At 44.2% G+C, this 26,609-nt stretch carries 37 protein-coding genes; 4 read left to right on the forward strand and 33 right to left on the reverse strand.

Features of this window, described 5'->3' with window-relative positions; all coding sequences use genetic code 11:
* From HMPREF0083_RS04450 to HMPREF0083_RS04495, 10 genes are all read right to left on the reverse strand, one after another.
* On the reverse strand, positions 1 to 507 hold a 507-nt coding region (locus HMPREF0083_RS04450), incomplete at its 3' end, for a hypothetical protein (RefSeq protein WP_021619878.1).
* A complete protein-coding gene (locus tag HMPREF0083_RS04455; RefSeq protein ID WP_021619879.1) occupies positions 508 to 780 on the reverse strand; it encodes a hypothetical protein in 273 nt (90 codons plus the stop codon). It abuts the gene before it with no gap.
* Entirely contained in the window at positions 770 to 1,063 is a 294-nt protein-coding gene (locus HMPREF0083_RS04460; protein ID WP_021619880.1) for a hypothetical protein, read from the reverse strand. Before HMPREF0083_RS04460 ends, HMPREF0083_RS04455 begins: the two co-directional genes overlap by 11 nt.
* On the reverse strand, positions 1,064 to 1,633 hold the full coding sequence (locus tag HMPREF0083_RS04465) for a DUF2313 domain-containing protein (protein WP_021619881.1): 570 nt from the start codon (positions 1,631 to 1,633) through the stop codon (positions 1,064 to 1,066).
* Positions 1,630 to 2,448, reverse strand: a complete 819-nt coding sequence (locus tag HMPREF0083_RS04470; RefSeq protein WP_021619882.1) for a baseplate J/gp47 family protein — start codon at positions 2,446 to 2,448, stop codon at positions 1,630 to 1,632. Before HMPREF0083_RS04470 ends, HMPREF0083_RS04465 begins: the two co-directional genes overlap by 4 nt.
* Positions 2,445 to 2,891, reverse strand: a complete 447-nt coding sequence (locus HMPREF0083_RS04475) for a DUF2634 domain-containing protein (RefSeq protein ID WP_021619883.1) — start codon at positions 2,889 to 2,891, stop codon at positions 2,445 to 2,447. Before HMPREF0083_RS04475 ends, HMPREF0083_RS04470 begins: the two co-directional genes overlap by 4 nt.
* Positions 2,881 to 3,309, reverse strand: coding sequence for a DUF2577 family protein (locus tag HMPREF0083_RS04480; RefSeq protein WP_021619884.1), 429 nt, complete (start codon positions 3,307 to 3,309; stop codon positions 2,881 to 2,883). Before HMPREF0083_RS04480 ends, HMPREF0083_RS04475 begins: the two co-directional genes overlap by 11 nt.
* Before the next feature lies 1 nt (position 3,310).
* Positions 3,311 to 4,291 (reverse strand): XkdQ/YqbQ family protein, encoded by a 981-nt coding sequence (locus HMPREF0083_RS04485; RefSeq protein WP_021619885.1) that lies wholly within the window; start codon positions 4,289 to 4,291, stop codon positions 3,311 to 3,313.
* Positions 4,292 to 4,294: 3 nt separating this feature from the next.
* Positions 4,295 to 4,960 (reverse strand): hypothetical protein, encoded by a 666-nt coding sequence (locus tag HMPREF0083_RS04490; RefSeq protein ID WP_021619886.1) that lies wholly within the window; start codon positions 4,958 to 4,960, stop codon positions 4,295 to 4,297.
* A gap of 3 nt (positions 4,961 to 4,963) precedes the next feature.
* Complete coding sequence (locus HMPREF0083_RS04495; RefSeq protein ID WP_021619887.1) at positions 4,964 to 8,251, reverse strand: hypothetical protein; 3,288 nt, start codon at positions 8,249 to 8,251, stop codon at positions 4,964 to 4,966.
* Positions 8,252 to 8,368: 117 nt separating this feature from the next.
* On the opposite strand from HMPREF0083_RS04495, the gene HMPREF0083_RS04500 reads away from it, so the two are divergent.
* A complete protein-coding gene (locus tag HMPREF0083_RS04500) occupies positions 8,369 to 8,587 on the forward strand; it encodes a hypothetical protein (protein ID WP_021619888.1) in 219 nt (72 codons plus the stop codon).
* Positions 8,588 to 8,777: 190 nt separating this feature from the next.
* Positions 8,778 to 8,888 carry a putative holin-like toxin gene (locus tag HMPREF0083_RS29930; protein WP_326942978.1) on the forward strand — a complete coding sequence of 37 codons (111 nt, stop codon included), beginning with the start codon at positions 8,778 to 8,780 and terminating at the stop codon, positions 8,886 to 8,888.
* A 316-nt stretch (positions 8,889 to 9,204) separates the two neighbouring features.
* On the opposite strand, the gene HMPREF0083_RS04505 is transcribed toward HMPREF0083_RS29930, so the two are convergent.
* The 21 genes from HMPREF0083_RS04505 to HMPREF0083_RS27855 all read right to left on the reverse strand — a co-directional run bounded on the left by HMPREF0083_RS04505 (position 9,205) and on the right by HMPREF0083_RS27855 (position 24,457).
* Positions 9,205 to 9,615: a phage XkdN-like protein gene (locus HMPREF0083_RS04505; RefSeq protein ID WP_021619890.1), complete on the reverse strand. Its 411-nt coding sequence runs from the start codon at positions 9,613 to 9,615 to the stop codon at positions 9,205 to 9,207.
* A 219-nt stretch (positions 9,616 to 9,834) separates the two neighbouring features.
* Positions 9,835 to 10,278, reverse strand: a complete 444-nt coding sequence (locus HMPREF0083_RS04510; RefSeq protein WP_021619891.1) for a phage tail tube protein — start codon at positions 10,276 to 10,278, stop codon at positions 9,835 to 9,837.
* Between the two features lie 3 nt (positions 10,279 to 10,281).
* A complete protein-coding gene (locus HMPREF0083_RS04515; protein ID WP_021619892.1) occupies positions 10,282 to 11,634 on the reverse strand; it encodes a phage tail sheath subtilisin-like domain-containing protein in 1,353 nt (450 codons plus the stop codon).
* Positions 11,615 to 11,869 carry a YqzN/YkzM domain-containing protein gene (locus HMPREF0083_RS04520; protein ID WP_021619893.1) on the reverse strand — a complete coding sequence of 85 codons (255 nt, stop codon included), beginning with the start codon at positions 11,867 to 11,869 and terminating at the stop codon, positions 11,615 to 11,617. The genes HMPREF0083_RS04515 and HMPREF0083_RS04520 overlap by 20 nt, the downstream gene beginning before the upstream one ends.
* Positions 11,866 to 12,360: a hypothetical protein gene (locus HMPREF0083_RS04525; protein WP_021619894.1), complete on the reverse strand. Its 495-nt coding sequence runs from the start codon at positions 12,358 to 12,360 to the stop codon at positions 11,866 to 11,868. Before HMPREF0083_RS04525 ends, HMPREF0083_RS04520 begins: the two co-directional genes overlap by 4 nt.
* Positions 12,357 to 12,848: an HK97 gp10 family phage protein gene (locus HMPREF0083_RS04530; RefSeq protein WP_021619895.1), complete on the reverse strand. Its 492-nt coding sequence runs from the start codon at positions 12,846 to 12,848 to the stop codon at positions 12,357 to 12,359. The genes HMPREF0083_RS04525 and HMPREF0083_RS04530 overlap by 4 nt, the downstream gene beginning before the upstream one ends.
* Positions 12,835 to 13,161, reverse strand: a complete 327-nt coding sequence (locus HMPREF0083_RS04535) for a hypothetical protein (RefSeq protein WP_021619896.1) — start codon at positions 13,159 to 13,161, stop codon at positions 12,835 to 12,837. Before HMPREF0083_RS04535 ends, HMPREF0083_RS04530 begins: the two co-directional genes overlap by 14 nt.
* A complete protein-coding gene (gene yqbG / locus HMPREF0083_RS04540) occupies positions 13,158 to 13,538 on the reverse strand; it encodes a protein YqbG (RefSeq protein ID WP_021619897.1) in 381 nt (126 codons plus the stop codon). Before yqbG ends, HMPREF0083_RS04535 begins: the two co-directional genes overlap by 4 nt.
* On the reverse strand, positions 13,507 to 13,740 hold the full coding sequence (locus HMPREF0083_RS04545) for a hypothetical protein (RefSeq protein ID WP_021619898.1): 234 nt from the start codon (positions 13,738 to 13,740) through the stop codon (positions 13,507 to 13,509). The genes yqbG and HMPREF0083_RS04545 overlap by 32 nt, the downstream gene beginning before the upstream one ends.
* A gap of 13 nt (positions 13,741 to 13,753) precedes the next feature.
* Positions 13,754 to 14,698, reverse strand: coding sequence for a phage major capsid protein (locus HMPREF0083_RS04550; RefSeq protein ID WP_051354530.1), 945 nt, complete (start codon positions 14,696 to 14,698; stop codon positions 13,754 to 13,756).
* 1 nt (position 14,699) lies between these two features.
* A complete protein-coding gene (locus HMPREF0083_RS04555; RefSeq protein WP_021619900.1) occupies positions 14,700 to 15,947 on the reverse strand; it encodes an XkdF-like putative serine protease domain-containing protein in 1,248 nt (415 codons plus the stop codon).
* A gap of 223 nt (positions 15,948 to 16,170) precedes the next feature.
* On the reverse strand, positions 16,171 to 17,001 hold the full coding sequence (locus HMPREF0083_RS04560) for a phage minor head protein (protein WP_021619901.1): 831 nt from the start codon (positions 16,999 to 17,001) through the stop codon (positions 16,171 to 16,173).
* Positions 16,994 to 18,454, reverse strand: coding sequence for a phage portal protein (locus HMPREF0083_RS04565; protein ID WP_021619902.1), 1,461 nt, complete (start codon positions 18,452 to 18,454; stop codon positions 16,994 to 16,996). The genes HMPREF0083_RS04560 and HMPREF0083_RS04565 overlap by 8 nt, the downstream gene beginning before the upstream one ends.
* Complete coding sequence (locus tag HMPREF0083_RS04570; RefSeq protein ID WP_021619903.1) at positions 18,455 to 20,137, reverse strand: terminase large subunit; 1,683 nt, start codon at positions 20,135 to 20,137, stop codon at positions 18,455 to 18,457.
* Positions 20,131 to 20,982: a terminase gpP N-terminus-related DNA-binding protein gene (locus HMPREF0083_RS04575; RefSeq protein WP_021619904.1), complete on the reverse strand. Its 852-nt coding sequence runs from the start codon at positions 20,980 to 20,982 to the stop codon at positions 20,131 to 20,133. The genes HMPREF0083_RS04570 and HMPREF0083_RS04575 overlap by 7 nt, the downstream gene beginning before the upstream one ends.
* Before the next feature lie 41 nt (positions 20,983 to 21,023).
* On the reverse strand, positions 21,024 to 21,242 hold the full coding sequence (locus tag HMPREF0083_RS04580) for a hypothetical protein (RefSeq protein WP_021619905.1): 219 nt from the start codon (positions 21,240 to 21,242) through the stop codon (positions 21,024 to 21,026).
* 164 nt (positions 21,243 to 21,406) lie between these two features.
* Positions 21,407 to 22,441 carry a DNA cytosine methyltransferase gene (locus HMPREF0083_RS04585; protein WP_021619906.1) on the reverse strand — a complete coding sequence of 345 codons (1,035 nt, stop codon included), beginning with the start codon at positions 22,439 to 22,441 and terminating at the stop codon, positions 21,407 to 21,409.
* Positions 22,441 to 22,974: a ParB N-terminal domain-containing protein gene (locus HMPREF0083_RS04590; protein WP_040301488.1), complete on the reverse strand. Its 534-nt coding sequence runs from the start codon at positions 22,972 to 22,974 to the stop codon at positions 22,441 to 22,443. Before HMPREF0083_RS04590 ends, HMPREF0083_RS04585 begins: the two co-directional genes overlap by 1 nt.
* Before the next feature lie 372 nt (positions 22,975 to 23,346).
* Complete coding sequence (locus tag HMPREF0083_RS26165; protein ID WP_021619909.1) at positions 23,347 to 24,069, reverse strand: hypothetical protein; 723 nt, start codon at positions 24,067 to 24,069, stop codon at positions 23,347 to 23,349.
* 49 nt (positions 24,070 to 24,118) lie between these two features.
* Positions 24,119 to 24,265, reverse strand: coding sequence for a hypothetical protein (locus HMPREF0083_RS27850; RefSeq protein ID WP_021619910.1), 147 nt, complete (start codon positions 24,263 to 24,265; stop codon positions 24,119 to 24,121).
* Positions 24,266 to 24,280: 15 nt separating this feature from the next.
* On the reverse strand, positions 24,281 to 24,457 hold the full coding sequence (locus tag HMPREF0083_RS27855; RefSeq protein ID WP_021619911.1) for a hypothetical protein: 177 nt from the start codon (positions 24,455 to 24,457) through the stop codon (positions 24,281 to 24,283).
* A gap of 188 nt (positions 24,458 to 24,645) precedes the next feature.
* On the opposite strand from HMPREF0083_RS27855, the gene HMPREF0083_RS04600 reads away from it, so the two are divergent.
* Both HMPREF0083_RS04600 and HMPREF0083_RS04605 read left to right on the forward strand, forming a co-directional pair.
* Positions 24,646 to 24,840, forward strand: coding sequence for a type II toxin-antitoxin system HicA family toxin (locus HMPREF0083_RS04600; protein WP_040301489.1), 195 nt, complete (start codon positions 24,646 to 24,648; stop codon positions 24,838 to 24,840).
* Positions 24,841 to 24,869: 29 nt separating this feature from the next.
* Positions 24,870 to 25,289: a type II toxin-antitoxin system HicB family antitoxin gene (locus HMPREF0083_RS04605; RefSeq protein ID WP_021619913.1), complete on the forward strand. Its 420-nt coding sequence runs from the start codon at positions 24,870 to 24,872 to the stop codon at positions 25,287 to 25,289.
* Positions 25,290 to 25,740: 451 nt separating this feature from the next.
* Here the strand turns inward: HMPREF0083_RS04605 and HMPREF0083_RS04610 are convergent, their stop codons facing one another.
* Positions 25,741 to 25,938 (reverse strand): hypothetical protein, encoded by a 198-nt coding sequence (locus HMPREF0083_RS04610; protein WP_021619914.1) that lies wholly within the window; start codon positions 25,936 to 25,938, stop codon positions 25,741 to 25,743.
* A gap of 32 nt (positions 25,939 to 25,970) precedes the next feature.
* Positions 25,971 to 26,300: a hypothetical protein gene (locus tag HMPREF0083_RS04615; protein WP_040301490.1), complete on the reverse strand. Its 330-nt coding sequence runs from the start codon at positions 26,298 to 26,300 to the stop codon at positions 25,971 to 25,973.
* Between the last annotated feature and the right edge of the window lie 309 nt (positions 26,301 to 26,609).

The following is a 26,609-nucleotide window of genomic DNA, read 5'->3' on the forward strand; positions in this document are numbered from 1 at the left end:
GGTTAATACATCACCGTTGTCGGCATCTGATGCGTTACCAGTAATCGGTAGGACGCTTCCTTCGAATAATGCGTGATTATTTTGAGTAGAAAGTGTCAGTGTTGGCGATTGGTTTACGATTCCCTTTTTGACGTACCAGTATCCATCCGTATGCACTCCGTCCACAGGGTATGTGCCGTCTACAGCTACGATGTTTGATTGGATGAGCGAACCTTTGGCTGGTTTTGTAGATGTAGTGACAATCCAAACCTCTACTGTATTGCTGTTGACTTTTGTCGCTTTGTATAGCGTAGAAACATAAGTATAGAACGCAAAATATCCAACCGGATCGTTCTCATATATCCCCGAAACATTTTCTCCAGATCCATAATATTTATTGTTCGCTGCATCATACGTATAGTCGGTATACATCTGCTGAATGTACGGCAAAGTACTTGTTGTGTACTTCTGTTGAGGTATTTCTGTTTTTTGTTGAACGACAGAATACTTATCCCAGTGATATGCCATCTATACCACCAGCCTTTTATTTACCTCGTCATACCAACCGCTGATGACCAAAACATCGTTCAACGTGTCCAAGTTCTCGGTGAAGATGTTATCCGTGAAGTTGTTGAACAATGCGTCTTTTACTGATTTCACATCGATTTGAAGGGCGGCAATGGCTGCGGTGTGTTCACTTAGTAAAAGGTGCGCGTCATAGATACCGTGTTCCCAACGGAGAATATCTGTCTCCGTTACAGGGGTATTAAATGTCCAATCAAACTTAGGTTCAAACGCCACTTGTCGTGCCTCCTTTTACTTCAAATTGAAACGTGAATAGCAAGGTCTGTTCGTCTAGTACAGGGATATTGACTTTCCGTTCTGTAATTAAGCCGCCTTGTTCATCCAGTAGCCGAATGGAGGTAATTTGTTTAATGTTGTGTATCCCTGTCGTTTGAATGATGACCTGATTCTCTGTTTGTTGTACTTGTTGAATCGGAATAGTCCTCTCCCCGTTGAGAACGACGGTGGAGGCGCGGGTATATAAATCATGAGCTGCTCGTTCAAGATATGCCTGATCCACTCATAGGACCTCCTCATTTTGGTATTTCATTGGTGTCATACCAACACGAAATTCATGAACCTGATGATACCGTCTAAGATTGCAAGTAACTGTATCGACGATTTCGATGCGTTCTTTCCCGTGTAGGTTTGGAACTGACGGTTTTACATGCACCGGGCGAATGTACTCAAAATCTCGATGAAGTCGCATCAAGTCAACGGTTTCGTCGGCTATGTCGTATTCAAAATAAATCTCTTTTGCGAGAAAATCCTCTCTCACATTAAGCAACTTTCCGCACTGGCTTCCTATCAGCCGAAGGACAGGTAGCTTAAATGGACGCTTTGCCCACCGCTTTTTTCGGATGGCTTCTCTTCGCTCCGCAAAACTACCGGATTGCACCTTGCGGAAGTATATCCATTCCCACATATCTAGCGCATAGGTGGCCCGTTGGAGGATGAATTGATCTCGCAGCTCATTCGTAATTTTCTCGCGTCCGTTCATTGCCTCTTCCATCACAGAGAAATGACGCTCCGCCATGTCAATTTCATACCAATAAGGCGGCAGTACTTCCCGATATCGCAAAGGAATCATAGTAAGGCCACCTCAACCTGCAGGATTGATATAGGCGGTATTTCGATATCCTTGGTTTCTCCGTTCATCGTAAAATTGGAGTAATTTTCTCCGATATCGAAAACCAGGAGTGCAGCAACGTAATTGTAAACCAGTTTCGTCCGGCCTTCTGCGTAGGCAAGGACGCGCTTTTTGATTTGCTCCGCTAGAACAGCCCGATCCCCAGTTGTTTCGATTGCTGCCTCAATTCGTAACACAAAGACAGGAGCGGGATAGGTGGCTAAATCATGCCCCGCAATCCGTTTATCTTCCCACATTAAATTTTTCACCTGCTCCGCAAATTCAGGTGTTACCGGATTTCCGTTCATGTCGGTAAGATAAAGATCGATAGAATTGTCATGTCGTTCTTTCTCGACCGCAATCACACCACCTACGCCTGGAACTTCTTTGGCCCATAGCTCGTAATCCTTACGGCGTCCGCTTCCTTCTTCGATAAAAGCACGGTCCAAAAGACGAAGCCGGAATGTATCGTCGTCCTCGCCTTCCTTTCTAAGTAGCCCATCCGCCCAGCCATGCGCTTCTAGGAATTCACCATCGGCCCATATCGGAAATGCCTGAATAAAGCCATACGTCCATAATTCTTGTTGCTCTGCGTATTCTTGAGCAATCGGGTACCATAAATCATAGAAATATTCCCCTTCACCCGTTGGCGGAGGAGGGAGCCCCTTTTCTTTCGCCAATTCAATCGCTCGGTTTACCCAACGTTGGTAAATGTCCTCCGGCGTTTCTTCCAAAATAGGCATATAAGGAAGCTTGGGCAAGTCCGTCAGTTTCATAGTCCGATTGCCTCCTCTACCTCTGCTGTACCAGCAAGGCCGACCAAATGAATTTTTACATGTACCTCATGGGCGTCTCGTTCCATAGAAAGCACCTCGGCTCGCTCAATTTCCGGGTGTGCGGTTAAGGCCTCTTCCATATCTCGCTTAATTTCAACGTCTTCCCATCCAGACCATTCTGATTTTTCGACGCCGATATCCGCACTGTATACCACATATTGAAAACGTTCGGTATTGAGTATTTTCATCGCTGTCTGCATCAGGAATTCGGCATAGGTTTCCGTCTTACGTGGGCGGCCGTCTTCATCGACTACCGCGCATCGATTGCGAAAGTCGATCATGTAGGTCCATTTGTCTTCTGAAGGGGTATCTTCGTATAGTTCGATTTCTTCCATATCACTAAGATTTATCTCAGGAAACAAGGAAATCGATTCATCCGCCATCTAGCCCCACATCCTTTCCATGCACATAATATCGTTGTCCGGTTGTTCGAGAGACGATCAGGCGGTCACCCACCTTCAGCGGGCTAGGAATGACGATGGTACCTTGCAAAGAGGAACGGGGTACTTGTTCATAGGGTGCGCCGCTCTCGTACTCTACGCCGTTTGTCAGGACGCCTGTCACGCTTCCTTTGGCTTCTTCGCCCTCCATGTATTGCCCAATCTCAAAATATGCCTCGACTTTCCGGTCCTGTAGGTACTCCGCAAAGATGAGCTTGTCGTGTTCATAGGGTGTGGGGTCGCCATCCACCTGTATCTTTGGTTTATCTGGCCAACTAAGCAGCGTCGCCCGCTCAGTATCCCTAGCATCGATGTGACTGGCTGTTTTCTCTTTCCAAAGGTTCAGCGCTTCACGTAACACCTTATTCCCGCCTTTCTAGTTCCAGTTGTACCGTGTAGATGCCGTTGCTAAAGGTTGTCTGTTCACTTACAATCACCCATTTGGATTTGTATTTTTCCTCCTGAATCAAAACAAGCCATCCGGCACGTAAGCCGCATAGCGTATGGTCCTCATGTTTTACCGTGATTTTCTTTATAAGCTTTGGATTCGATAACTCCACAAGCTTCTGTGTGGCAATGGTGGTCGGGTTCTCTTTTTCCTCCACCTCGATAATTTCCTCCATCCGTCCCAGGTTAGTAATCGCTCCAGTATTGGCCTTTGTGACGGAGGAAACTATCTTGTCATCCTTCCATTTTTGCGCTGTTACAACTGTGTAGGTGTCTTCGATGGAAGCCCCGCGACTGCTTTCTTCCATTTGGTTTTGAATGAATACTGGCACGATTGTATTTCTTCCTTCACGAGCAACAACAATATAAAAGCTTTGGTCTTTTCGAATGTACTCGAGATAAAAGCGGTAACCGGTATGCTCATAGGCTTTCTGCAGCACATCGAGAACGATATCAGAATGCGCCATCGTCCCGTACCGCTCATCGATGGAGAAACCAAGGTCCGGGCAACGAAAATCAATGCCTGTACTCTTAATGTACGTCTGCAGCTCTGAACCTGCTGGCCCCTTCAGGTAAGGCCGGGTGCCCTTGTTCTTAGCCAGATACCACCCAATCTCCCGCGCTTCCAGCTCCCATTCATGCGTAAACTCATTTTCTTCAAAGCTGATGATCGGACCGTGAAAGAATTGGTTTTGATAATGCAAAAGTTGTTCTTTTGACCGTTTCCCAAAACACATGAGCATTCCGGCTACCTGAATGGGCGGTGCGTTCCGCAGCCGTACCGTCATACTGCGGGTAATCTCTTCTCGATGGGAGGACCAGGACAGGTCCACAATCGCATCCGTGAGAATATGACGTACATTTTGTTTTCCATAAACGACCGCGAAATCTTTCATAGATTATTTCCCCTTTGCACGATTATTCGTGGTAGAGATTCGATTCCGTTGTGCGCTGTAGTTAAACGCGCCGACTTTGCTCTCTTCCTTCTTCTTATCACCCTTTTTATTGCCCTTACCTTTGTCTTTACCCTTATCTTTATCTTTCTTTTTATCGCTTTTCTTCTTATCCTTTTTTGACTCTTTACTCGTTGTATTGGGCCTACTCTTAGAAGACTTGGTAATAATAACCCCCGGCTTTAAGAGTTGCTTTGTATTCGAATAAGAAATAATTTTAACCGGCTTATGTTCTACAAAAGAAAAGCTGATATGAAGGTTTGCCTGCCCGTCCTTATAGGTGGGTTCGAATCCTTCCATTAGCATCGTTTGACTAAACAACGCATCGAAAATCACAACAACGGGCTTTGCCTTCCATTGTTCCAGCAACTTCAACGCTTGTTCAGGTGACTGATATTTAATCGTTTCGGTTCCCTTCTCCCATATCTCTTGCCAGAAACGCGGGAAAATGGCCGTAAAAGAAACCCGTCTCGCTTTGGAAACGGGTTTGCCTGTACGTTCATCGCCTGTAATTACGGTAAATGTTTCAACTTCATTACCGGATTGTATTTGTATCTCTGGCGGTGTGATAGGAAAGGTAAAGCGGTTATTGCCCTGGGCTAGTGCCAGCATATTTTACCCTCCATTCTCGATTGCTTTATGCAGCTCCTCACCCAAAATCTTACGAATCAATGCGCGGCCTTGTGGTCCGCTCAGCATCTTAGCGAATTCCGCGAAGTCTGTGACCTGCTTTGCCATCTCGCCAAAGTCTAGGGTGATATTTTGAATACTAACGGAGCCCGCAGCTCGTGGTGCTTGATTTAGCGACCGCGCCACCCGAATTCCGTTACCTGCCCGCTGCATCACATCAATAGAGGCGCGATTATGGAGCTTACGGTTCATGGTACCCGCAATCAGATTCATTTTTTGTTTGATAGGATCAGCTTTCAATCCGCTCGCAAACATAGAAATGAAGTTCGGTGCCCATTTATCCGATTTACTGGCCGGACCTTCCTTTGTCGGGGAACTAAATCCAAGATTCTTTTTAATAATCCCTGCCGTAGTAGTTACAACAGAGGACAAGAGTGGGAATTTACTTTGAATGCCGGCCGCTAACATCGAAATCAAATTGCTTCCCCAACTACTTCCTTGACTTGATATATTTCTTAAGGTTTCCAAATGACTCTTTGTCTGCCCCGCTGCGGTACCCGCCGCTGCACTCACGCCTGCAAAGCTTTGTCCCGCTTGCTTAGAACCTTGAGCAATTTCTGCCGTGCTTCGATTTGCAAATGCCCCTAGATTCTTTGTCTGTCCAGCTGCGTTTTGGGTAGCAGAGCCAACCGCGTGCAGGTCCCCTTGTGCTTTCTTGGCGCTGTCTCCTTTCCACCATCCAACGACGCTCTGTTTCATATTGCTGAAGGTATCTTTTACCTTTGCCCCGGCTTTTTGGATAGGAGAGAAATCCATCTCGATGCCTTTTTGTTTCATCGAAGTCTTAAAGGACGTAAACATCTCCTGCATTTTCTGCTTGGCTTGTGGTGTGAAGGTAGGAAGAGTGAGCGGCGGTAATGGTTTAGGAGCTGGCGGTCCTGCTACTGCGTTTTGTGTGGGCTCCTCTTTTTTACCACTTATAAAGTTAGCTGCTTTGTTTTTCCATGAACCAAGTGTATCCTTTAGGGAAACAACAGCATCCACCACTTTTGCGGTCACTCCGCTGCTATCTGCTAGACTACCGAGCTTATCACCGATATAGTTACCGACTGCGGCCCCTGCAGCGGTACCAAGCGGACCCGCAAGAGAACCAATAGTCCCGCCAACTGCTGTACCAGCAAGACCACCTACGACAGAACCACCGCTGGTTGAAGCTGCTCGTCTCAATCCACCATCTTTTGCCGATTGATATAATTCATAGGCTCCTATTCCAACACCAGCAACAGCCCCCGCAACACCTGCGCCCCTAAGTAGTCCTTTGCCAATACTTCTTTTCGGTGGATCTGGCGGCTTCGGTGGGCGGTGTTGTTCGATCACATCGTTTGCTTTATCACGGGAAACGGTTTTTGTGCGGCGCGGTGGGCTATGGTCTTCATTATCCTTCTTCCGTCTGGTCAATTCATCCCTGGCGTTTATTCCACGTCCGCCCTTGCTGGGTTTTCTTCTTCCTCGATCTCCTGTATCCATGCCGCCACCGCCGCCGGAAACTGGCCCGTTAACATATACGCGGGTAGCATTCACCGTCATAGAGGAAAGGGCACGTATACGGTCATCCCCTCGGCTTCCCTGATTCCCTCTTAGTGTGAACTTTTTCTTTTCTGGTGCCGTTTCTTCATCTTTCGAACGAGTGAACCAGCCTTTTACAGTACTTGCACCTTTGCCGACGGTGGAAAAAGCGCTCTTGCCTATGTCGAGCATGTCTTTTCCGAATTTGATACCTCCTTTTAAAAGGTCCACTCCTTTTTTGATAGCAAATGCGCTCACAAGACCGATTATAAGGTAGTTTATTACAGCGAAATGCTCCTTATAAATCCCTGTTGCTCCTTTAATAAGACCAGTAAAAGTACTAAATAAAGATTGAATTTCATCTTTATTTGTGACAAGCAGTTGATTGAATTCTTGCATGACAGGTAACAAATCAGCAATCATGCCCTGTCCAATCCCTTGCATCAACTTATCCATTTGTCTTCTAGCCTCAATCATTTCCTGCATGGGATCGGCGTCCTTTTGAGCTTGGACCATACGATCTGTTGTTCCATTGATATCATCTGGTGGCTTTTCAAAGGGGACCTTATATGTTTTCATGATAGCATCGCCATTGTCTTGCCCTGTAGCAGAACCAAGCTGCACGAGGGATGCTTTTAACTCCGCAGGCGTTTGACTTGCTAAGTCGGCTACTAGTGCCATAATCGCCCCTTTAGCCTTTTGTTCATCACCAGAATTTATATCAGAGGTAAAATCATTCGCTTGTTTCTCCGCTACATCCTTACTTGATCCGCGGAGCTCGAAATACTTAGCCATGTCACCAGCATCTAGGGCCTTAACTCCAAATGTCTCCTTAAAAAAGTCCGCAGGCTTATCGAAGTTAAAGCTTCCTTCTTGAACACTCTTAACCAAGAAGTTAGCCATTTGAGCGGAATTAGTACCCGCTTTATTGAAGTAGAGTACGTATTCCCAGTACGAATCAAACAGGTCCTGCTGTCTGTCACCTACTTGTTTGTACGTATACATCATGGAATCCGTTACTTGCTGCGGCGTTTCTTTGAATACATTGGTGGCTTGACCTAAAGAACGATTAATCTCTTCCCAACTCGAATCAGGCATGAGATATTTCATTTTTGCAGATGATTCCACAAAATCACCGATTTGCGATTTGTCCCTTACCAGTGGTGCGACATCTGCTACTTGCTTGGCTGCCTCGGGCCTAGATTCAAAATAGCCTTTTCCATATAGATCATCCGCTCTTGTTAATGCGCTTTTTCTGTCAGTAGAAGAAAGATAAGGGGCGCTTCGTGCTGCTTCATGGGTATATTCAGTAATCCCACCAAACAATGAATCTTTGATGCCTCCCCCAAGAACAAGACTACCGGCGGTTGCGGCTATAACAGCCAGCTTTGACGAAATACCATCGAGTACAGGACTAACATCATCTCGTGCTTGAAGATGAACACGGGCATCACTTAACCCTTTGACCTCTGATTCGGCACGACTGACTGTAGAGCGAAAATCCTCCGCGCCGCTTCTTGCATGGGTAAACAGGTCATCCACCTGTTCATTTGCTAATCCTCGAACATCGTCTCTAGCAGCATCAACCTCTCTACCGAAATCTTGTGCGGCGTCTCTTGCTCGCCTACTTCCAGAAACAAAGTTGTCATGCATATCTTCAGATGCACGACGAAAAGCGTTTAGGTCGCTCGTTGTCCCCCTTAACATGGAACTTATTCTTTTAAGACTACCTGATATTAAGTCTCTAGCCTCAAAGGGTACTGTTACAGAAGTCGTTGTTATTTTTTCTCACCTGCCTTATGATTTAGCTAGGGGGTAGCTAAAATGACTGGTTATATTATACTTTTTGGGGCAATAGCACTTGTTAGCGGATTAGCTGCTGTTTCTTGTGCAATGATGATAGTTTTTCATCCGATTGCATGGATAAAAAGAATGGACACATCAAAGTATCCTTCGTTTTTTAAATGTATTATGAATCTTATATTCTTTACACTGATGTTTTTCATATTTTATGGTTGTGCCACATCTGATGCATTGAAGTAAAGGCGTATTCAAAGGAATGCGCCTTTTGCTTTGCTTCTATTTTTATTTCCGTTTTTCACGTCTTGAACATAATAAAAAGCACCCTCATTCAAGGGTGCTTGTGTGTTATAATCTTCCTTGTACATAGACGAGGCTCCGGGGGCGGCTCACTCCTGCACTATCCATCCTCTTGATGGAAGGGGGTGAGAACATGGTGTCATACGATGCAGCAAATCTTGCATTAAACTTTGGCATATACACGCTAACATTTGTTGGTGTAATCGTAGCCATTGTGACACTTCTTTTGACAAAAAAGAAATAGACCGCCCCCACCACGGTACCGATCTATTTCTTAGATAAAACCTGAGCCGCCCCCTTAGGGAACGTCTATTGTACAGGACCGTTTGGTGTTGGTAGCACCAGGCGGTCTTTTTTAGTATATTCATTGACTAGTACTTGCATTCATTATATCAATGCTGCGATGTAGCTGCAAGCTACCTGTCATGTCCGCATCGCTCGTTTCATATCTTCTTCTGCGATCATTTCAGCCGCTATGCAGAAAAACTTCTGCCGTTCCTGGTCTACTTCGTATTCAAGTATCTCCTCCGGCAGTCGATGACGGTTAACCCATATGAAAGCTATCCAGCTTGCTTCTCCGTCGCGGCGGATGAGTTCTTTCCCTCTTTGATAAGCGCTTCTTTCGTGTCTGTGAAGTTACGAACCGCTTTGCTTAGTGCAGCATAGTCTTCCGGATTATCCAACACACGCGGCGGAAGCTCAAATTTCTCCACGCAGTTATATGCCTTCAATAACTCCGCGTTGTTCCAATCAAATTCGTGTTCGGTTGCTTTTACGATCATAATGTCGATTTCATTGTATGTGTCTTTAGCGGAGCCGTCTTCATTTACTGCCAACTCAATCGAGCGGCGCACTTCCATCGTTGTCAAACGACGTACAGACCATTCATCACCGTCTGCCTTCACCTTGATAATATCGTCGCGGCGGCCGCCTTTTGCTTTCTCTAGGTACTTTTGCAATTTGTCGCTCATTCTTTTTTCCTCCTTGGAATGTATAGTCGTTTGGAAATTTATAAAAATGTTTGGTTTAAAACCTGATGTTTTTACTGTTTTTCGTAATTTATAAAAATGTTCGTTTTAAAACCCGATATTTTTACTATTTTTCGCAATTTGTAAAAATGTGCAGTTTAAAATCTGATATTTTTAGATTTTTATTGTTTAAAGCAGCAAAAAAGAGGGCTGTACGCCCTCCTATGCCATGTAATCAGGGAATTTCTCTACAAAATCGAAGTCTGTAGCCGTACCTTCTAGCGTGATATCAATGCCTTTGTTTTCATCAATCTTGGCCACAATGATATCAATGTCACCGTGAATATGAATACCGGTAATAAGTACACGCTCGGTATTGCCCGTTATCATATCTTCTAATGAGCCAGTGACACGGGGGAGGAACATGGTTTTTCCTTGCTTAAATAGGTCTAACAGGCGGTACCGCAGCCGTGATTCCAGCTTAGACATCACCATCTTTACTGGAATTTCGTAACCAACAAGCTGCTTTGTTTTTGCCATGCGCCGCGCCCGGATAATATCCAAGTTCTCCGGCTTCAGGATAACCTCAATTTCTTTAATCGTCTGAATCGGATCGCCGTTATCGTCCTGTACGGATAAATTCCGGCCTATGAGTTCGCGTTCCATCTACTAGGCCACCTCCCAATCAATATAGAATGCCTCGATAGCATCCAGCGGCTTCGCCAAAAGTTTGAAATAAGCAAAATCAAAGTCACTTTGTTTCACTGGATGTTCCTCAAATTTATAATCATCCGTAATTGCTTTTTGTTGGGCGCGGATTTTGAGGTATTCGACCACCGCACCGATGAAGATAGCACGGCCATCCTTGTCATTATCCAACTGTGCTCGATATCTTTTTCCTGCGGAGTAGATATCATTCAGGATTTGGTCAATGGTCATCGATACGCGGATTTTACCGAAATCCTCTCGCTCACCCGCTCCAAGCGTGGATAAAGTGTTGACCGCAGACTCGATAATGTAGTCGTAGCCATCACGGGTTGCCATTAACGTTCCTTCAGCCAACCCCTTCATGACTTCACTATGGCTCCAGTCTATCTTTGCAAGCGTCAGCGGTACTTTTACCCCTGTAAAGGATTTATTGGCTGGTGTACCCGCTACGAGGCCCGCCACCCATGCCGCCCATTGTACGGAATTGTACTCTTTTCCGTTGGTATGTGTTCCAGCAATGGAACTATTGATAATGAAACGGGCATTCATAGCGCGGGAACGTGTGTTATGCGCTTCGATATCATCATCCATTGCCGCATCTCCCGCAATGACTAACTGTGCCAGCTTACGGGCCTTTGTGCGCCTGTCTAGCAACCATTGCTTGCACGCCGCTTGTACGGCGGGATCAGTGGAAGGTAGATAGAATACATCGAATTCAAGGCCGTCTATGCGGTTAAAAATACGGCTCCATTCACCAGCCGTAATTGCTCCCGTTCCGGTTACCGCTCCAGCTAATTTGGTATAAGCGATATCCGCCAGCTCACCATCACCAATACCCTTAAAACGGACCATATTCGATTTCTTTAACTTGTCTTCCGCCTCTTGCTTATCCGCCACTAGATAGGTTTCCGTGTCGTAAATCATTTTCGTATCACGGACCACGATTTCTTTCTTTGTGGCATCTACTAAGCTCGGGCGGATCATGTATTCGAAATCTTCCCCGCGCTTACCTGGATACCTTGCCTCAATGGCATAGCTATCTGTAACAGTATGAGCTGCCGCTTTCTCCTGCTCATTGGTTACACGGTATCCCATAACGGTAGCGCCATTCTCCGCAGCTAATTCAACCACATCGACCAGCAATCCCGTTTCTTTCAAGCGCTCAGATGTATCCGCCATATCTACCGCAAAATTCGGCTTGCCCCATTCCGCTTGATACGGAACCAGGACGCGGCCTGTAGTGGGAATAACTCGCGCTTTTGCTTTGGCCTGCAGTTCTACATAGGCGCCTGCTCTAACTCGTTGAATCGACATTCGTTTGTTCCTCCTCCTTCTTCTTATCCGGGTGCAAGTAGGCATCCAGCTTTTGTTTTACTTCCTTCTGGGAAAGTTCATCCCCGTCTTGGCAATCAAAAAGAGCGCCAGCCATTTCAAAGCGTTCTACATTAAACACTGGGCTTGCGCTCTCAATCCATTCTTTTTTTGTTCGTTTGTTCAGGTCAGGTTGTGCCGCTGTAGCAACCGGCTTTCTTACGCGCTTTTCACTCATGCTTTCACCTCCTGCCCATTGGCTTCGACATAGAAGTCATTTATTTTCATGATTTCTTTGCCGTCGTCTGTGACGGTCCGCTTCGGAACATGTAGGAGATAGGAATAACGGAATGTAATTTCCATTTGGTCGCTTTTCTCCCGTGTTCGGGGCGGTTCAACGACTAACATCGTTTTAAAACGCTGAGACGCTATACAATAGCGATTCTGGCGTAAATACAGGAAGAAAGGGTACAAGTCGAATGGTATCGGTTCCCCTTTGTCTTCCTGGGATATCCGCTCGAAATCGTAGTGAAAAACAAGCCCTACGTCTTCGATAATACGGATAGATTGCGGCGTGTGTGTCTTCTCCGATACAAGATCAGTTTCGACAAAGACACTAGGCCGAACGAATTGACCGCTATTCCATGTCGCTTGGTCATCAAAAATAAAGAGGTCTGGATAAATACGTTGAATGGTTTCACCCCATACGTTTTTTCCGATATCGATCATGCGAATAACCTCCCGATTTCTCTCTCAAGCTGTCTCATGATTAAAGCGTTCATGCCGCCTTCTAATTGCTGTACGGCAATGTCAAAGTACTGCCGACCGATAAAAGAGCGTGGACGGGCCATAAAACCCGTTTTAGCGGATGGGTCATAAACAAAGGAGCCCCCACTCCAATAACCAGGAACGAAGTGCCGCTTGCTGATGGTATATCCATCGTTGAGGTAGCGAGCATATGGAAGATTAGAGCCGACTTCCAACGTAATCGCGTTTCGGTCAACGTCCCATATCCATATGTTATCTGCACCCCCACGGGTAAAGGAGTTCCATAGGGTACCGGTATCAATTAATCCCTGATTGTCGATCTCATCAATAACATGATTAAGCAACGTTTCCCCTACGACTTCCGCGATGTTACGGAGAATTCTTTCTATGGCTCCGTTGCTTATTTGTTCAAACTTGCGAGCGAGTCCATCAAAATCATGAATGCTCACTGCCTTTCACCTCGCAAGTGACACGAATTTCTTTCCAATACCGACGCGGAACAACATCAATAACCAGATATCTATGGTCGAGTAATGAAATTTCATCACCTCGTACAATATCCGCCGCTTTTGGAAGGCCGATCACCTTTTTAATGACAAAGATGATCGGCTTTTCGTCCAGCTTTTCACTCGTTTCCGTTTTGATGATATGACAGAGGTATTGTCCGATAGTTTTAGGCTTACGTTTCGCAAAAATACCATTGCTGTCCTTTTGGCCTGTTACGCGGATAACAGAGATGGGCGTATTAAAATGATGCTTCATAGCACCATCGCCTGAATATTTCCGTCTGTGGGTGACTGTTTCTTAAGCCAGAGACGGAGGATATTATCGACGTCCGGATTTCCTGTTGTCTTTCCTTCTACCGCTTGTCGGGTGTAGCTCCATGCCCCGTCATTCTCCGCTGTGTAGCCACGGGCAACGGCGGCAAGGTGTGCCTCATCGTCTTGCAGGGCTAATCCTTCCGCCAACTTCACCCAAGCTAACAGCATTTGTCTATCGACCGTCTGGGGAAAGGGAACGGGAAGAAACAGTTCGATCCTTGTTTGGGCATCATCAATGTATTGCTGTAATAAATCTTCTCCCGCTCCTTGTACAGTGCTTACGCGGCTACGATTTTTCAGTAGTTCCGGCGTCAGCATCGACCTTTTCCTCTTCTTTCGGATTCTTGCGGTTACGCTTGTTTGTTTTTTCTTCTCCCACTTCCTCCAATTCGTCAGGGAAGCGAGAGAGAAGATCGTCCTTTTCTTCTTCCGTTACTTCAAGCGGTGTTTTGGGAAAGAAAATACGCCCTCCACCAATATGAAGGGCGCCTTTCTCGTGTTTATATTGGAGTTTTGGCATAAAAAATACCTCCTTATAACTTGTCGCCGCTCATCCAAGCGACTGCTTCAAGCTCCAAAACGACCGCATCAGCATAAGCAAACAGGATATGGTATGTTGAATCCTTAATAGCTGCCGTTGCCCCATCTGCTGTACGTTTGTAGCGCAAATCACGAGTGAATACTGGAACCAAGTTGCTTAGTGGAGTTAATGCAACAAATCCACTTTGCAAGGACTGTACAACTTCAATTGGATAACCAGCGATTTCTGTCAATTTCCCATTCACTAGGGTTACATCACCCAACGTAGTCGGGCGCTTTTGTACAAGGGCGACCAGTTTTTGATATGTGCGGCGATTCATAATCCACGTTAGGTCTGTCATATTTAGATATTTTTCATCCAGTAGCAAAACATGATTTACGAAATCATCAATAGTCGGCTCAGCCGCCCCCAGTGCCGTTTTAATAGTGGATGCTTTCATTTTCTTCACAAAGCCATCTAAGATAGATAGAAACGGATCTGGCGTTGTGCCATCAGCAAGCTTGGCGTCTGCATCACCATTGAAAAGCAAATCTTGTATATCAACGCTAAATTGCCCCTGGACAAGGTCGATAGTTTTGGTTTCGACATCATCACCACGGGCAGTATTGTTGTACCATACATCATCATCTTTAATCCATTCATCCCAATAGACTTTTCTTACTGAATATGGTACCTGCGGAGTATCGATGCTACCGGTTCCGGTTGGTTGCTCATCCCCTGTATGTTCGCGGATTTGACGCGACTTTACTTTCAATTTTGGAATTTTACTGCTAGGAACATCTGTATATTTTGCACGCAATTTCGGAAGTGTTGATGCCATCTTTAAGGTATCAACGAGAAAAGCCTCTGCTTCTTTCTTTGGCATAACTAAGTTGACGGACTTTCGGATACTTGCGAGCTGCTGTTCTTTAGAAATTAAGCTGCTATTTGCTGTCATATTATTGACCTCCACTCATCAATTGAATGTAACTTGGTGAATTGCTTTTAGCAATCGTTCCATCTGATGGCCCTCTACCGCTATCCCCGCGACTATTCTTTAGTAGCATTACATCGTTGCTAAGAGTCTCCATTTGCTTTGTAACCGGCTCAAGCGCTTTTGTGATAGCTTCAGTTAGGGCGGTTTGTTCTAGCGTTGCCTCTGGCTCGTTGTTGTTACTTGCCTGCCCTGATAAGCCTTCTCCTTTTTTCAGCTCTTCCATATCGGCGGCAAGGTTTTCTACTTGTTTAGAAATTGGAGCCATAGCGGCCGCCACTGCTTTTGCAATATCTTCAGCGTTCAAATCTTCTTCCCCCTTCGACCCCTCTTCTTTAGGAGTCACGTTATTTATTAATTCTGTGAGCGACGCCACTGCGTCTTGTACATGTTTTAAATTGCCCGCTGATAATTTCTTTCCAGCCTTCACGATAGCTTCAGACGGCTTGCCTATTGCTTTCACAATATCTTCTTGAACAAGAACATCTTGAGCGATATCGACGAAATCTTGTAATGCTTCACGGATTTTTTCCGGGTCTGTCTCTATTCCGCTTTCCCATGAGTCCCAGTTAAACAAAACAGAGTTTAAAGCATCCTGCGCGGCCCAAAATTCGCGGTTTTTCCTGTTTTTGTTGTACTTATCAGCTACCGCACCTTTAAGAATCTTCGTAGCAAATTCACCTAATTCTTTTCGAATAGTGGTCAGTAAACCTTTAGAAACTGTTTCGTCTTCCTTGATTTCTTCGCGCTTACCTACACCAAACATAGAAAAGCCGGTAATTTCACCCTTTTTGATATCTTCCCATGTCTCATCATCAGTTACTTTCACACCAGCTACCCAGGAGCCTTTTGCAATTACCTGATCGCCTAGCGTTATTTCACAAGGTGCAATATAGGATTCAAAGACAAAGCCCTTATTTGCTTCAAGGTTATGCTGTTTATCAATGTTGTAGGTGTTCTGATTCTCCATGAAAAGAAGAGCAGCTTTTTCTATTTCCTCTTCATCCATTTGGTCGCCGTGTGCATCCTCTACATTCGGCTGATAAACAACACCTTTTACAATTCGTTTTTCTTCTTCGATTTTGGAAATTCGAATTTGTTTTTGGATAGTGTTTTCCTCAGCACTTTTTATAATGGAAAAAGGAACACCGTTTGCACCCTTATCTACAAGGGAGATATGCGAGATTTTCGCATCTTTTAGCTTGTATCCCATCTATTTCACCTCCTTTCGCAAAAATCTAGAAAAACGAAGAAAACACGAGCATTTAAGAGTTCGTGTTTTTGGCTCATTCATATGCGGTTGTCCTCCTTACGTGGACTTTTTTAGATAGTCCAAAACGTGATAATCAAAGAAAACACCGGAATACGGCGAAATACAGCGATTCGGGTTCTAGTCGACATAATATAGATTATTGGACGTGAAAAAATTGGAAGATTTAAGCCATCACTGCATGCATTGTGCAGCGGCAATTCACAATTTCTTTTGCACTTCCAGTCGGGTCTCCTGGATGCATCAGCTTATCTTTCCCGACCTCGAATGGTTCGTCTAATGGTTTCACCTGACCGTTTGCTTTCTTATGCGTTTTGCGGGTGCGTTTTTGATTCGCAGAGCGCCACTTCTTGCCGGTGACTACCTCTGATTGCTTCCAACCTTCCAACTTCCCACCATTTGCGGCGGCAGTGGACATTGTACGGGATACCCTCATAGCGCGTTCCATCGTAAATGGTCCGGCTTTTCCGGCGGCTGCTTGGGCGCTTACCTCTTGCACCAGCTGCGCCCGCTCTGAGGGTGTCTTACCCTCTTTAATGGCTTTCTGAAAGGAACGAAGCATTATATTAGTTGTAGTTTCGTTCATAGCTGGTACCAATGCCTGAAGCTTCAATGCGTAGCGTGCAGCAGCTTTGTTTTTGACGGACCATGTTTTATCTGGATTATGGGCGGCAAGTTCGGTTTCTCCAGCCAGATGAAACAGCGGCATGAATGCATCATAAACCGCTTGTTCAAACTTCTCCTGAAACAGTTCGCCAGCTTGGACAGAAAGTAAAATCTTGAACAATTCCTCTGCATCTACAAGTGTTCCCTCGCTTAATTCCTGTATGGTTTCGTGTAGCTCGTTCCCCTGTAACTCAAGAATTTCGGTAATGTGTTCTTCTCCCTGGTTATATAGCTCTTCAAGAACCGCTCGTTCTGCGTTGGTGAGGTCCAAGCTATCAAGAAATTCGTCTACATCAGCCTTGATGATTTGCACCCAGCAAGCCTTACACATGGATGCCCGCCTCCGCCTCGCTTTTTCGTAGTAGGCTTTTGGCAATAGCAGCAACTTTCTCTTGCATATCAACACCAGAAGGAATTGAAGGCTGTTGATTTAGCAATTGAGCAATAGGTGTATCAAGATAACCTGGTTCGAATTTTGATTCGTTTACGGTTGTTCCTAATACTTCTTCCGCCAACGGAATAAGGTCACCCACTAAAAGAATGCCGCTTTCAGCTAGGAATTCAAGGAGTCCTTTTCTTTCGTCCGGCTCAACAAGCTTCGGACCACGAAGGGTTGCTTTAATCCGGAAGATATTAAGCGCTGGGAATAATCGCTTATTAAAAATTTCATCCATGAGCCAATTTCGATAAGGTTGAAACACCTGTTCTTCCGCAAATCGAAGCGCAGCATCAGCGGTCGCTCGGCTATAATCCTGTGACATACCTACTAGAATAGGCGGGAGGCGGAAAGCGGAAAGAATCTCTTCCCTTTTTGTCTTGCCATACTCTAAAAAAAGTGCGTCCGTTTGTAATAAATCGTTGAGTTTGTCTAGCTTGATTTGCGATTTTTCCTTTTGCTCATCAACCGGACCGCCTATATCGCCGCCCTCTACTTGTAAGTAAAGGATGCCGCCTTGTGATTCTTGTCCTCTTGCTTGTGCTAATAGCTCAATTGACTTTTTGGTAAGTCTTCCGTTTATTACTGATAGAATCATGGTGATCATGCGTCCATTAGAGAAATAGCCTAAATTCAGTTCTTCTGCTTTTCGGCTGCCAAGTACACCTGGAGTATTACCGAACCAGCGGGGTTCACCATATGCCCCGCCATTTCCTATACGTAGGTGGATGATTTCTGTACAGTCACCTTTAGTTCCAAACGGCTTGAACCACGTAATACTGCTATTTCGCTTCTCTGCATACTTTCTAACATAGGATTTTTGAGTAAAAGTCTCTACTTTTCCCTTTATTAGCCGGTTATATTTCACTTCAATGCGATCTAATTCCGGGGTGCAGCGAATATTTTCAGGTGGAAGACGATATAAAGCAGGGAATTCACCGCCCCGCACAACTTCAAGATATGCATTCCCGCAATGTTCTAAGTCGTCGATAAGCTCCTCAATGATTTTTTCAGTTGAAGTCTCTAGGTTTGCAGTAGAAAGGAATTTTTCTGCCGCTTCCCATTCCGATAATGCTGTTTCATCGCTTTCGCCTGGAAGATATTCAAGCGCAATACCATAACCAGCGATGTTTCTTTTATAAGCATCAATGCATTGAGGGATGATATTGCTTTCTTTTACGATTGCTTTACAACTGGAAGGGGAACCGCCTTTCGGAAATTCAATTAAGTTATGCGTACTGTACGAACCAGCAAAAGTATCTGGAAGTCTTGCACTAGCCGGAACCTCCGCTTTTTCAATTCGAATAGGTATCCATTGCGCGTCGGCGCCTGCTGTAGCCTCACTCATTTATATCCACCCCACTCCGTCATCTTCTTCTTGTTCTTTGCGTTGTTTTTGCTTCTTCTCATACCATTCAAACCATTTCGTGGCTACTTGTCGCACTTGTAACGCGATAGAGTAAGCCATGATGCAGTCATCAGTGCATCCATCATCCGCCTGCGGTTTACCATTTTTATCAATAAATGTTAAGCACTCTTTATAAAGAGCGCGGCAGTAAATAGCAAAAAGCTGATCACGAATAGCCTCTTTAAAGTCACTAATCATTACCGGCCTTGTGGCGGTATTTGTATTCCATCCCAAGTCACCTTTCTTCCATAGATACAGAAGAGGGTACTTGCAAGTATTGAACAATGTATTAAGCACCGAGTTTCCGGTGTTGTTATTCTCGACCGCCAGTAGCGCGGTATTGTAATAGCGGCCCAATACGTCCAGTTTCTTACCGTATAGGTCGGTATCCCATTTGCCACGAATAACGGCGCACATTTCGCCGCTTCGCTCTTCGATGACATAGGCTACATCCCAGTCACCATCGGATTTCCCTTTCGCGGTATCAGCGCCGATAACGTATCGTTTCCCCTCCTCCGGCTTCCTGAAGATACGCAGCTCACCATTTGAAGCCTTAATGACCGTCTTCTTAATGTGATCTACTTCGTATAACTCGCCTAATACCTTTATAGCGTCCATAAGCCGTTGGATGTACTCATTGTCGAAGATACCTTCTCCCGACAGCAAGAAAGCCTCTTCCGGTACGGAGGGGTACTCCTGACGGAACAGGCGGGGATCACCGTTACAGTCATTTCGGATTGTGAAGCGACGCCATTGAATCTGCTCATCATCCAAGTTATAGCGTTGCTTAAGCTCCTTCTCTTCTTCTGTTAGTTCGAATCCGGGCAGTACCGGCTTGCGGTAGTCCGGCATACGGAACCAAGGGAAGAACATCGGAGTGAAGTCGTTGCGGCCTTCTACCGCATCATCCCAATACTTCTTAAATTCATCCATTCCGTTAGCGGTGGATTCTAATACACCAAGCGTTCCAGCTTCTTTTGATAAAGCTGATAACAAGGAATTGAGATGAACTTTCTTTTTAGAAGGTGGCCAGAAAGCAACCTCAGAGGCATGAAGGTAATGAATGGTTCCAGAACGAGCCAAGACCTTTTTTTCAGCGGATTGAACCGTGATTTTTGAATTTAATCCGGGATTCCGTCTTTTTTCTAGCTTCTTTTTACTTGGATTTTCGAACGTCAATATCTTCGCGTTATTACGTTGCGTCATTGGTTGAATAGACTCTGGCACCTTTTCATAATACAACTTGAACATATCGTATAAGTTGCCAGTCGCATCGGAGTCCTGTGCAACGATAAAAGAGTTTTTAGCCTCTTGAAGTGATGTGAGGTAATAAATAATTGCCTCTGTCACAGTAGAAAAGCCCATCTGACGGGCTTTTAAAATAATCACGCGAACAGTTTTCCCGTTTTTAATCTGCTGGAAAACCTCTTCCGCATATTGCTTTTGAGCTTCATTCAAGATAAGAGGTTTAATTTTCCCATCTTTAGTCTTGATTTTAAGGAACTTATAACAGAACTGTTCGAAGTCAGCGAATATCTCTTTTAATTCGTCGATTTTAGCCGGGTTGTTCTTATAACGTTTCTTGATTTTGCGGATGTGTTCTTTTGCGAGTTTAATTACCATTCGTCATCCTCTCCATCTTCGAAATCGCCATCATCATCCGGCCCCATGACTTTATAACGTTCCAATTCCAGCCGTTCTCTTGCAATAGCTAGTTGCTGTTCCTCTTTTTCCTTGTCCATCATCATTTTAACAAGCTTCAGCTTTTTATCCTGGACACGGGTAAGCGCATCGCTCATCTGTACGACCTGATCAAGCTTAGATTTCTCCACTTCCCTCACTTCAGTGGTCACCATGTCTTTATGTGTGACATTGAGCATCACACGTTTGCCGCTATTCTTATCGATATACGGCATCTTTTCTTTTCGCTCAATCAGTTCTTGAAGCGTGCGCTTTTCTTTATGTGTCAGTCCTGCTTTAAGTCGTTTCAGTTCCTGTAGCATCCATCGTTCCCGCATGGAGAGAATACGCAGCTCTTCCGTCGCATGATCGTGCGGACATGTAGACATTCCATCGAAAAACTGCAATTCTTCTTCATCCATCAAATCGCGGGAGAAGGACATAAATTCACCTGTTTTCACTGCATTACGGTTCCCCCTTTTGTTCTCACCCTTACCGCGGGCATTTTGATTGTTAAGCGGAGCACCGCCCTGATTGTTTAGTGCATTTTTATTGCCGGGCTGTGCGCCACGCTTCTTCTTTGTCTTGTCAGCGTTGCAACGTTTTTCCCCTGCGTTGCAACGCTGATTCTGCAACGCTCCTTCCCAATCGTCCCGCTTTTTCCACGAACGGACGGTGGTGGGTTTCTCACCCAACTGCCTCGCAATTTCGGTCGGTGTTATATTTCCGTCCTGGGCAAGATAGAGAGAAAGAGCAGCTTCTCGATTGTTCTTTTCCTGTCCAGACACGTTACATCATCACCACCTCCGTGAATAATCAAATGTATAAACTATTCATCCGCTTGCAGCTTCAAATCCAACTCGATAAGCTTCCTTAAATCGTCTACCGTGTTGAATTTGATATGACCGTTTTGGAAATCCTTAACCCACCCTGCAATGCTGGCCTGGACAACTTTGCGGTACTTGGCTTTTGATTCTAAGATGCCTTCCGCGATTTCTATTTGATGCTGTAAAAGCAAGTCTTTTTCGTCGTTATCGAATTGTGTCATTGTGGCAACCCCAGCTTTCCGTTAAAATGAAAAGCGAGATAGCGGGTTTACCGAAATCTGCGGCCGCAGTCGCCGCTATCTCTCGCCGGGGTTGCCTGGTGTAGAATGGGAGAGTGTTCGCTGCACTCTCCTTTTTTCATGCCAACAAAAAACAGCGATTCGCTCTACTGAATTCGAGTAAACCACTGTTTATATACTTCTGATGAAATTTTCCTCATCATAACAGGCGGTACAGACATGCCGCATACATATTGCACATCCGCATTTAAGAAATTATAATCCTGCGGGAATGTTTGGCTCCGTATGATATCTTCATCACTAATGAAATAGGGCTCATCATAACGTATAAAACACGATGAGCTGGCGATAGTATTCAATACCTTGTTATCCTTCACCAGTATTGAATTGAAACTTTTTACCTTTCCCTCTATTCTGCTAGTAATATCCCCTAAATTATCATCTTTCGGCCTTCTCTTTAACCAACGCTGATATGTAAGGGAGTCGGTGGAAAGCGGTCTTCCTCTACCTGTCCGAATCTCTTTATACAGGATAGGACGCTCGTTAAAGGATAATTGCAATTTAGGCAGCCTTAAATCCTTTCGAAATGCAATGAAGAAAACACGTTCCCGCTTTTGTGGAACGCCCATAGCAGCGGAGTTTAATAGGAACAATTGAACCTGATACCCGATTTTTTCAAAGTGGTCTTTTATCATTTTTACAAATCCTTTGGCAGTGCCAATGATAAGCCCCTTTACGTTCTCCGCTATAATCACTTTTGGCTTCAACTTCTCCGCTACGTCCAAGAAATCAAAAAATAAATCGTCTAGGTGTTGTATTGCCTGCCCTTCACGGAATTTATGAGCAGCGCCCCATTTCTCCTCACGTTTGCCCGATGTAGAAAACACGCTACAGGGCGGCGAACCGTCCAAAATGTCCAGTTCGAACAACTCTTTAGGCAGCTCATTATCAGGAATGAGTTTGAATTCCTGAATCGGCATAAGAAACGGGTGTTTCGGGTTATGATTCTGTCGGTACAGACTCATCATTTGCGGGTCAATCTCGACATTTCCTATTATTTCATACCCCGCAAGCTTATAACCCATTGTGGAGCCGCCGCCGCAGGAGAAACAGCTAAACACCTTCAAACCGTTTTTCGGTATGTCATGCAGATCCTTCAGAGACCATAACCATTCGGGCATTACTGATCACCTTTTTTCGGGTTAAACATAAAGCCGCACTTAGGACATACGCATTCAAAGTTTTCCTCCGAGAAATCATCAAGGTCAATTTCGGTACTATTGAAATCTTTATCCGCATCTCCTTCATTGAATTGAAAGTCAGCAATGATTTTTTCCGCTTCCTCTTGGTTAAATCCAGTCAATTCAATATCGATATCGGTTTGCAGGCTTTCCAATAGTGCGGCAAGCCTTTCTTCGTCCCATCCGCCCTCAATTTTATTGAGTGCAATGTTTAAAGCCTTCTCTTTGGTGTCATCCATGTTCACAACGGATACTAGTAATTCCGTTGGTTGTTCCTCCATTAGAATTTTATACCGTTGATGACCACCAACAAGATTTCCTGTCCGTTCATTCCAGACAAGCGGCTCCACATAACCGAACTCGCGGATCGAGCGTTTCAATCGTTCGTATTCTTCATCCCCCGGCTGTAAGTCAATGCGCGGATTATAGGGGGCGGGATTGATTTTCTCTACTGGTATTTTTCGTATATCCATTGTTGTCATCCTCCAAAACAAAAAACCGCTCACAGGAGCGGCCTTATCTTCATTGCATATTCTATACATTGTACGTCCGATAACATTTATTATGGTAAACTCTAGCCTTGTATAAACCCAATAACGACGCGGATTTGTCCATTTTCGATAATTTTATTCGTCCAAACAGCCATTATGCACTCAAAAAATGTCCGTTTTATCGCGGTTTTACATTTTTTAGTTACTCGTTCGGATTTGCATAAAATCATGCATAACGGGCAGTGAAAGATACTGTTCATCTGCCTTTAACATATTACATTTTTATCCAGAATTGTACGATGTAAATAAATGGTTTGTGTTGTTCGTTTTCGGAAATAAAAATTTAAACTTGTGTTAGCTTTTGGAAACCGCTTGTATCCATTTGTTATTTTTAACTTTCTCCATAGCCTGTTTAAAGTCATCTTTATTAAATTCAGGAAGCCTTACCGAAACATCTATTGCCGTTGGTATAGTAAACGCATTTCTATTCATCTCTTCTGTATTAGATAGTTTTTGTTTTTTGGTTAAAACCTTAAATACATTTTGTCCACACCCTTTTTTTACTCTTGTAAGTATTTTCATCATATATCCATACAGATACTCCGCGTATTCCTCAGTCTTTTTTAAGGTTGGTATATGACCCTTGTGAATTACGTTATTTCGAAGCTCTATCCATTTTTGCGGAATTTTTTCGGGAACTTCATTAAAAAAACTTAAGTAACAAAAATAAAAAGCGCCCAGTTGTCTTTCTGATTGCGAAGCTACATATTTCCATGTATCATCAAAAGCCTTGATGTCAATTTCTTTTTGTTCTACTATTGCTCTTATACAAAATTCATAAAATCTTTCCAATGATGCTGCAAAACTAGAGATAGCCTCTCTAGTATATCCATCTAAAAAAGCTTTTGCCCCTAATTCAAACAAAATTTCGAAATGTGCATTTTGTAGAAAGGAGGTTGTTTTATGACCGCTTTTACAGGTTAATTCATATACACCTTCGTCGTTAACTTCTACAGGGTAAAACTCAAGACTTATTCGCTCCTTAAGACAATGACCACAAGAAATATATATATTCATTTATCATTCTCCTCCCGCCTACTTATTCGACAGAAGGAGGTTATTTCCTTTACTTAACCTTTACCTTTCTATCTAAGTACACCTGCATAAAACCAAGGCATATCATAACTGTTCCTACACTCTTAAACCGCTTGTCTAATCCTAGTGCAATCCCTACAACAAATGTATCCCAACGCCATTTAACTTTTATGTTCATCTTCCTCAGTCCTCATTAATTAATCTCCGCCCCTGGTTTGTATTGCAAACGTAGCTCCTGGATAATCTCCTCCGCTACATCATCAGCCAAGCTATCATAATGTGTATCCAATCCTGCTTTCTTTGCTTCTACAAGATGGCCATAAAATTGAACAAGTAGCGCACTTCTGATAGGGTTATTCATCTTCTTCATCCCTTCACACCTTGGACAGAATTCAGTATCGCAACAAGGACATTTAACAAAGCAGAGTTCCATGGATTCTTTACAGTCGTACATAACTAAGCCACCTCTCAACTCCTGATTTTTTCTTTTGAATTCCCCATTCTCCTATTGATACGTATTATTATACGTGTTATAATAGAATCAAGGAGGGAGGGAACATGAAGTCATACTCATCGCGGGACTTAATCAAAATGGTTCAACAAGATGGATGGGAATTAATACGGGTGGCCGGAAGCCATCATCAGTATAGGCATCCATCAAAAAAAGGCATACTAACGATTCCTCATCCTAAAAAGGATATGCCTTTAAAAACAATAAAAAGCATACTCAAGCAAGCAGGGATTGAGAGGTAATCCTCTCCCCCTGCCAAGGAGGTTTATATATGAATAAAAAAGATTGGTATAGGTATCCGGCAATTTTCGAATACGATGATGACGGTATTTCTATTTCGTTCCCGGACTTACCTGGTTGCTTGTCTTGTGGCGATACAGAAGAAGAAGCTGTAAAAATGTCAAAAGAAGCACTGGCGCTCCATCTGTATGGCTTAGAGCAAGATAAAGAGGATATTCCCTCTCCTTCCCATTTCCAAGACATTAAACCGGCTCCTAAACAGGCAATCATTCTTGTTGAAGTCTTTATGCCGCCTTTCCGCAGCAATATCGAGAATAAAGCTGTAAAAAAGACGCTTACGATTCCAAAATGGCTCGATGATTTAGCTCAGGAACATAAGGTGAATTACTCACATATCCTTCAAGATGCATTAAAAGAACATCTTGGAGTTAATGACAAGCGCCCTGAATAAGGGCGTTTTTTTCTATCGTTCACACCCCGAACCGCCTCTCAACCGGTATACTGTCTCCTATAGGCCGGTACTGCAATCAGTTCCCGCCTGTCTTTTTGTGACAGGAGAAGGACTCAGGATGCCAACGATAGAGCAGAGGAAGGCGTCTCTGCTTATCGAAGGAAACATTTGAAAGCGAGTAGGAATTTTTGTTAAGGTGCTCCAACACCGTATAAACACAATATGTTCTAACCTGTTACATGATTTTTCCCCTCCTCACTTGCTCCTTTCTGGAACAAGGGTCCTGTACGATTTAATGGGTTACATTGTTCTCATCCCTTTCTTGTTTATACGTCTGCATCCCACCTGCATTTACTGACGCATTTTCCCTCCCAATAAAAAAGCCGCTGTTTTACGGGGACAGCAGCCGAACCCTTTGCAAGCGACAAACTATAAGTAAATCGCAAAAGTGTTAGTCGATCAGCAGATTGCGCATCTTCACCAATTCATCCGGTTGAATTCCATCAAAACAAACATATTTATCAACTACATCTTGGCGATCAAATTTAACCATAATTTCACTGATGGAAACGTCATCGGATGGAACGATCTCACCGGAACCGTATTTTTCATGAAAGATCGTGTCGCCTATAGATAATTGTTTATTCACGTTTTCTTCACCCTTTCGTTTCTGGAAACTTATTAGCTTTCTTCATATTCCGCTTCTTCCGCTCCCAGCGTAGCCTGTCCCGCTCCAGGTGTTCTTTTACGCATTCTTCCCATTCCGCTTTTGGATGAGGCATTGTAATAACTAGATGCCGCACAGACGGTTGTTTCTGCTCCATAGAATATTCCTCCACATTTCCTCCATAACCACATAACTTCTCTGTTTTCCTGTTCCTTCTTTAAATTACTTGATTGAATATCGGCAACTATCGCTTTAATTTTTTCCCATTGCTCTTGTATGTTCTTTTTAAATGTGTCCAGGTCAGCCAGTGAAAGGATTGCTATAACTACATCTTTAAATCCCAAACATATCCGCCTCCCTTGTTTTCTACCAATGAAAAAAGTGCAGCTATATGGCTCCACTCCTTTAATTGATATCCTGGTTTACTCCGGCACCAGGAGGGCCGCCGCGATTCACTCCTTACCCGCATGCGGTCAACGGGCTTCTTATCGGTAATCAGCCGATAGGAGGTGGTTCATTCGACTTCATTGCATTTACCCCTGCAATAAGCGTATATCACGAACGATAAGGGAGGAGTGACGTATCAAGGCATAAGAAAAGCCGCCTCAAAAGAGAAGCGGCTATCTGATTTATTCGGTTGCCCTTAGTTTATC

The organism is Aneurinibacillus aneurinilyticus ATCC 12856, from assembly GCF_000466385.1.
In the GTDB taxonomy this organism is placed as follows: domain Bacteria; phylum Bacillota; class Bacilli; order Aneurinibacillales; family Aneurinibacillaceae; genus Aneurinibacillus; species Aneurinibacillus aneurinilyticus.

Coding starts and splice junctions, on each gene's coding strand:
- HMPREF0083_RS04600 (WP_040301489.1), top strand. CDS start 24,646: ATGAAGTCATACTCATCGCGGGACTTAATCAAAATGGTTCAACAAGAT.
- HMPREF0083_RS04560 (WP_021619901.1), bottom strand. CDS start 17,001: ATGTGTAAGGCTTGCTGGGTGCAAATCATCAAGGCTGATGTAGACGAA.
- HMPREF0083_RS04545 (WP_021619898.1), bottom strand. CDS start 13,740: ATGCCAAAACTCCAATATAAACACGAGAAAGGCGCCCTTCATATTGGT.
- HMPREF0083_RS04585 (WP_021619906.1), bottom strand. CDS start 22,441: ATGCCCGAATGGTTATGGTCTCTGAAGGATCTGCATGACATACCGAAA.
- HMPREF0083_RS04485 (WP_021619885.1), bottom strand. CDS start 4,291: ATGAAAGATTTCGCGGTCGTTTATGGAAAACAAAATGTACGTCATATT.
- HMPREF0083_RS04525 (WP_021619894.1), bottom strand. CDS start 12,360: ATGATCGATATCGGAAAAAACGTATGGGGTGAAACCATTCAACGTATT.
- HMPREF0083_RS04490 (WP_021619886.1), bottom strand. CDS start 4,960: ATGCTGGCACTAGCCCAGGGCAATAACCGCTTTACCTTTCCTATCACA.
- HMPREF0083_RS04580 (WP_021619905.1), bottom strand. CDS start 21,242: ATGACACAATTCGATAACGACGAAAAAGACTTGCTTTTACAGCATCAA.
- HMPREF0083_RS04565 (WP_021619902.1), bottom strand. CDS start 18,454: ATGAGTGAGGCTACAGCAGGCGCCGACGCGCAATGGATACCTATTCGA.
- HMPREF0083_RS29930 (WP_326942978.1), top strand. CDS start 8,778: ATGGTGTCATACGATGCAGCAAATCTTGCATTAAACTTTGGCATATAC.
- HMPREF0083_RS04500 (WP_021619888.1), top strand. CDS start 8,369: ATGACTGGTTATATTATACTTTTTGGGGCAATAGCACTTGTTAGCGGA.
- HMPREF0083_RS26165 (WP_021619909.1), bottom strand. CDS start 24,069: ATGAATATATATATTTCTTGTGGTCATTGTCTTAAGGAGCGAATAAGT.
- HMPREF0083_RS04535 (WP_021619896.1), bottom strand. CDS start 13,161: ATGAAGCATCATTTTAATACGCCCATCTCTGTTATCCGCGTAACAGGC.
- HMPREF0083_RS04590 (WP_040301488.1), bottom strand. CDS start 22,974: ATGGATATACGAAAAATACCAGTAGAGAAAATCAATCCCGCCCCCTAT.
- HMPREF0083_RS04550 (WP_051354530.1), bottom strand. CDS start 14,698: ATGACAGCAAATAGCAGCTTAATTTCTAAAGAACAGCAGCTCGCAAGT.
- HMPREF0083_RS04470 (WP_021619882.1), bottom strand. CDS start 2,448: ATGAAACTGACGGACTTGCCCAAGCTTCCTTATATGCCTATTTTGGAA.
- HMPREF0083_RS04505 (WP_021619890.1), bottom strand. CDS start 9,615: ATGAGCGACAAATTGCAAAAGTACCTAGAGAAAGCAAAAGGCGGCCGC.
- HMPREF0083_RS04555 (WP_021619900.1), bottom strand. CDS start 15,947: ATGGGATACAAGCTAAAAGATGCGAAAATCTCGCATATCTCCCTTGTA.
- HMPREF0083_RS04465 (WP_021619881.1), bottom strand. CDS start 1,633: ATGATTCCTTTGCGATATCGGGAAGTACTGCCGCCTTATTGGTATGAA.
- yqbG (WP_021619897.1), bottom strand. CDS start 13,538: ATGCTGACGCCGGAACTACTGAAAAATCGTAGCCGCGTAAGCACTGTA.
- HMPREF0083_RS04515 (WP_021619892.1), bottom strand. CDS start 11,634: ATGTCGATTCAACGAGTTAGAGCAGGCGCCTATGTAGAACTGCAGGCC.
- HMPREF0083_RS27855 (WP_021619911.1), bottom strand. CDS start 24,457: ATGAAGAAGATGAATAACCCTATCAGAAGTGCGCTACTTGTTCAATTT.
- HMPREF0083_RS04605 (WP_021619913.1), top strand. CDS start 24,870: ATGAATAAAAAAGATTGGTATAGGTATCCGGCAATTTTCGAATACGAT.
- HMPREF0083_RS04570 (WP_021619903.1), bottom strand. CDS start 20,137: ATGGTAATTAAACTCGCAAAAGAACACATCCGCAAAATCAAGAAACGT.
- HMPREF0083_RS04495 (WP_021619887.1), bottom strand. CDS start 8,251: ATGTTAAGGGGGACAACGAGCGACCTAAACGCTTTTCGTCGTGCATCT.
- HMPREF0083_RS04520 (WP_021619893.1), bottom strand. CDS start 11,869: ATGAGTGAAAAGCGCGTAAGAAAGCCGGTTGCTACAGCGGCACAACCT.
- HMPREF0083_RS27850 (WP_021619910.1), bottom strand. CDS start 24,265: ATGAACATAAAAGTTAAATGGCGTTGGGATACATTTGTTGTAGGGATT.
- HMPREF0083_RS04475 (WP_021619883.1), bottom strand. CDS start 2,891: ATGGCGGATGAATCGATTTCCTTGTTTCCTGAGATAAATCTTAGTGAT.
- HMPREF0083_RS04510 (WP_021619891.1), bottom strand. CDS start 10,278: ATGGAACGCGAACTCATAGGCCGGAATTTATCCGTACAGGACGATAAC.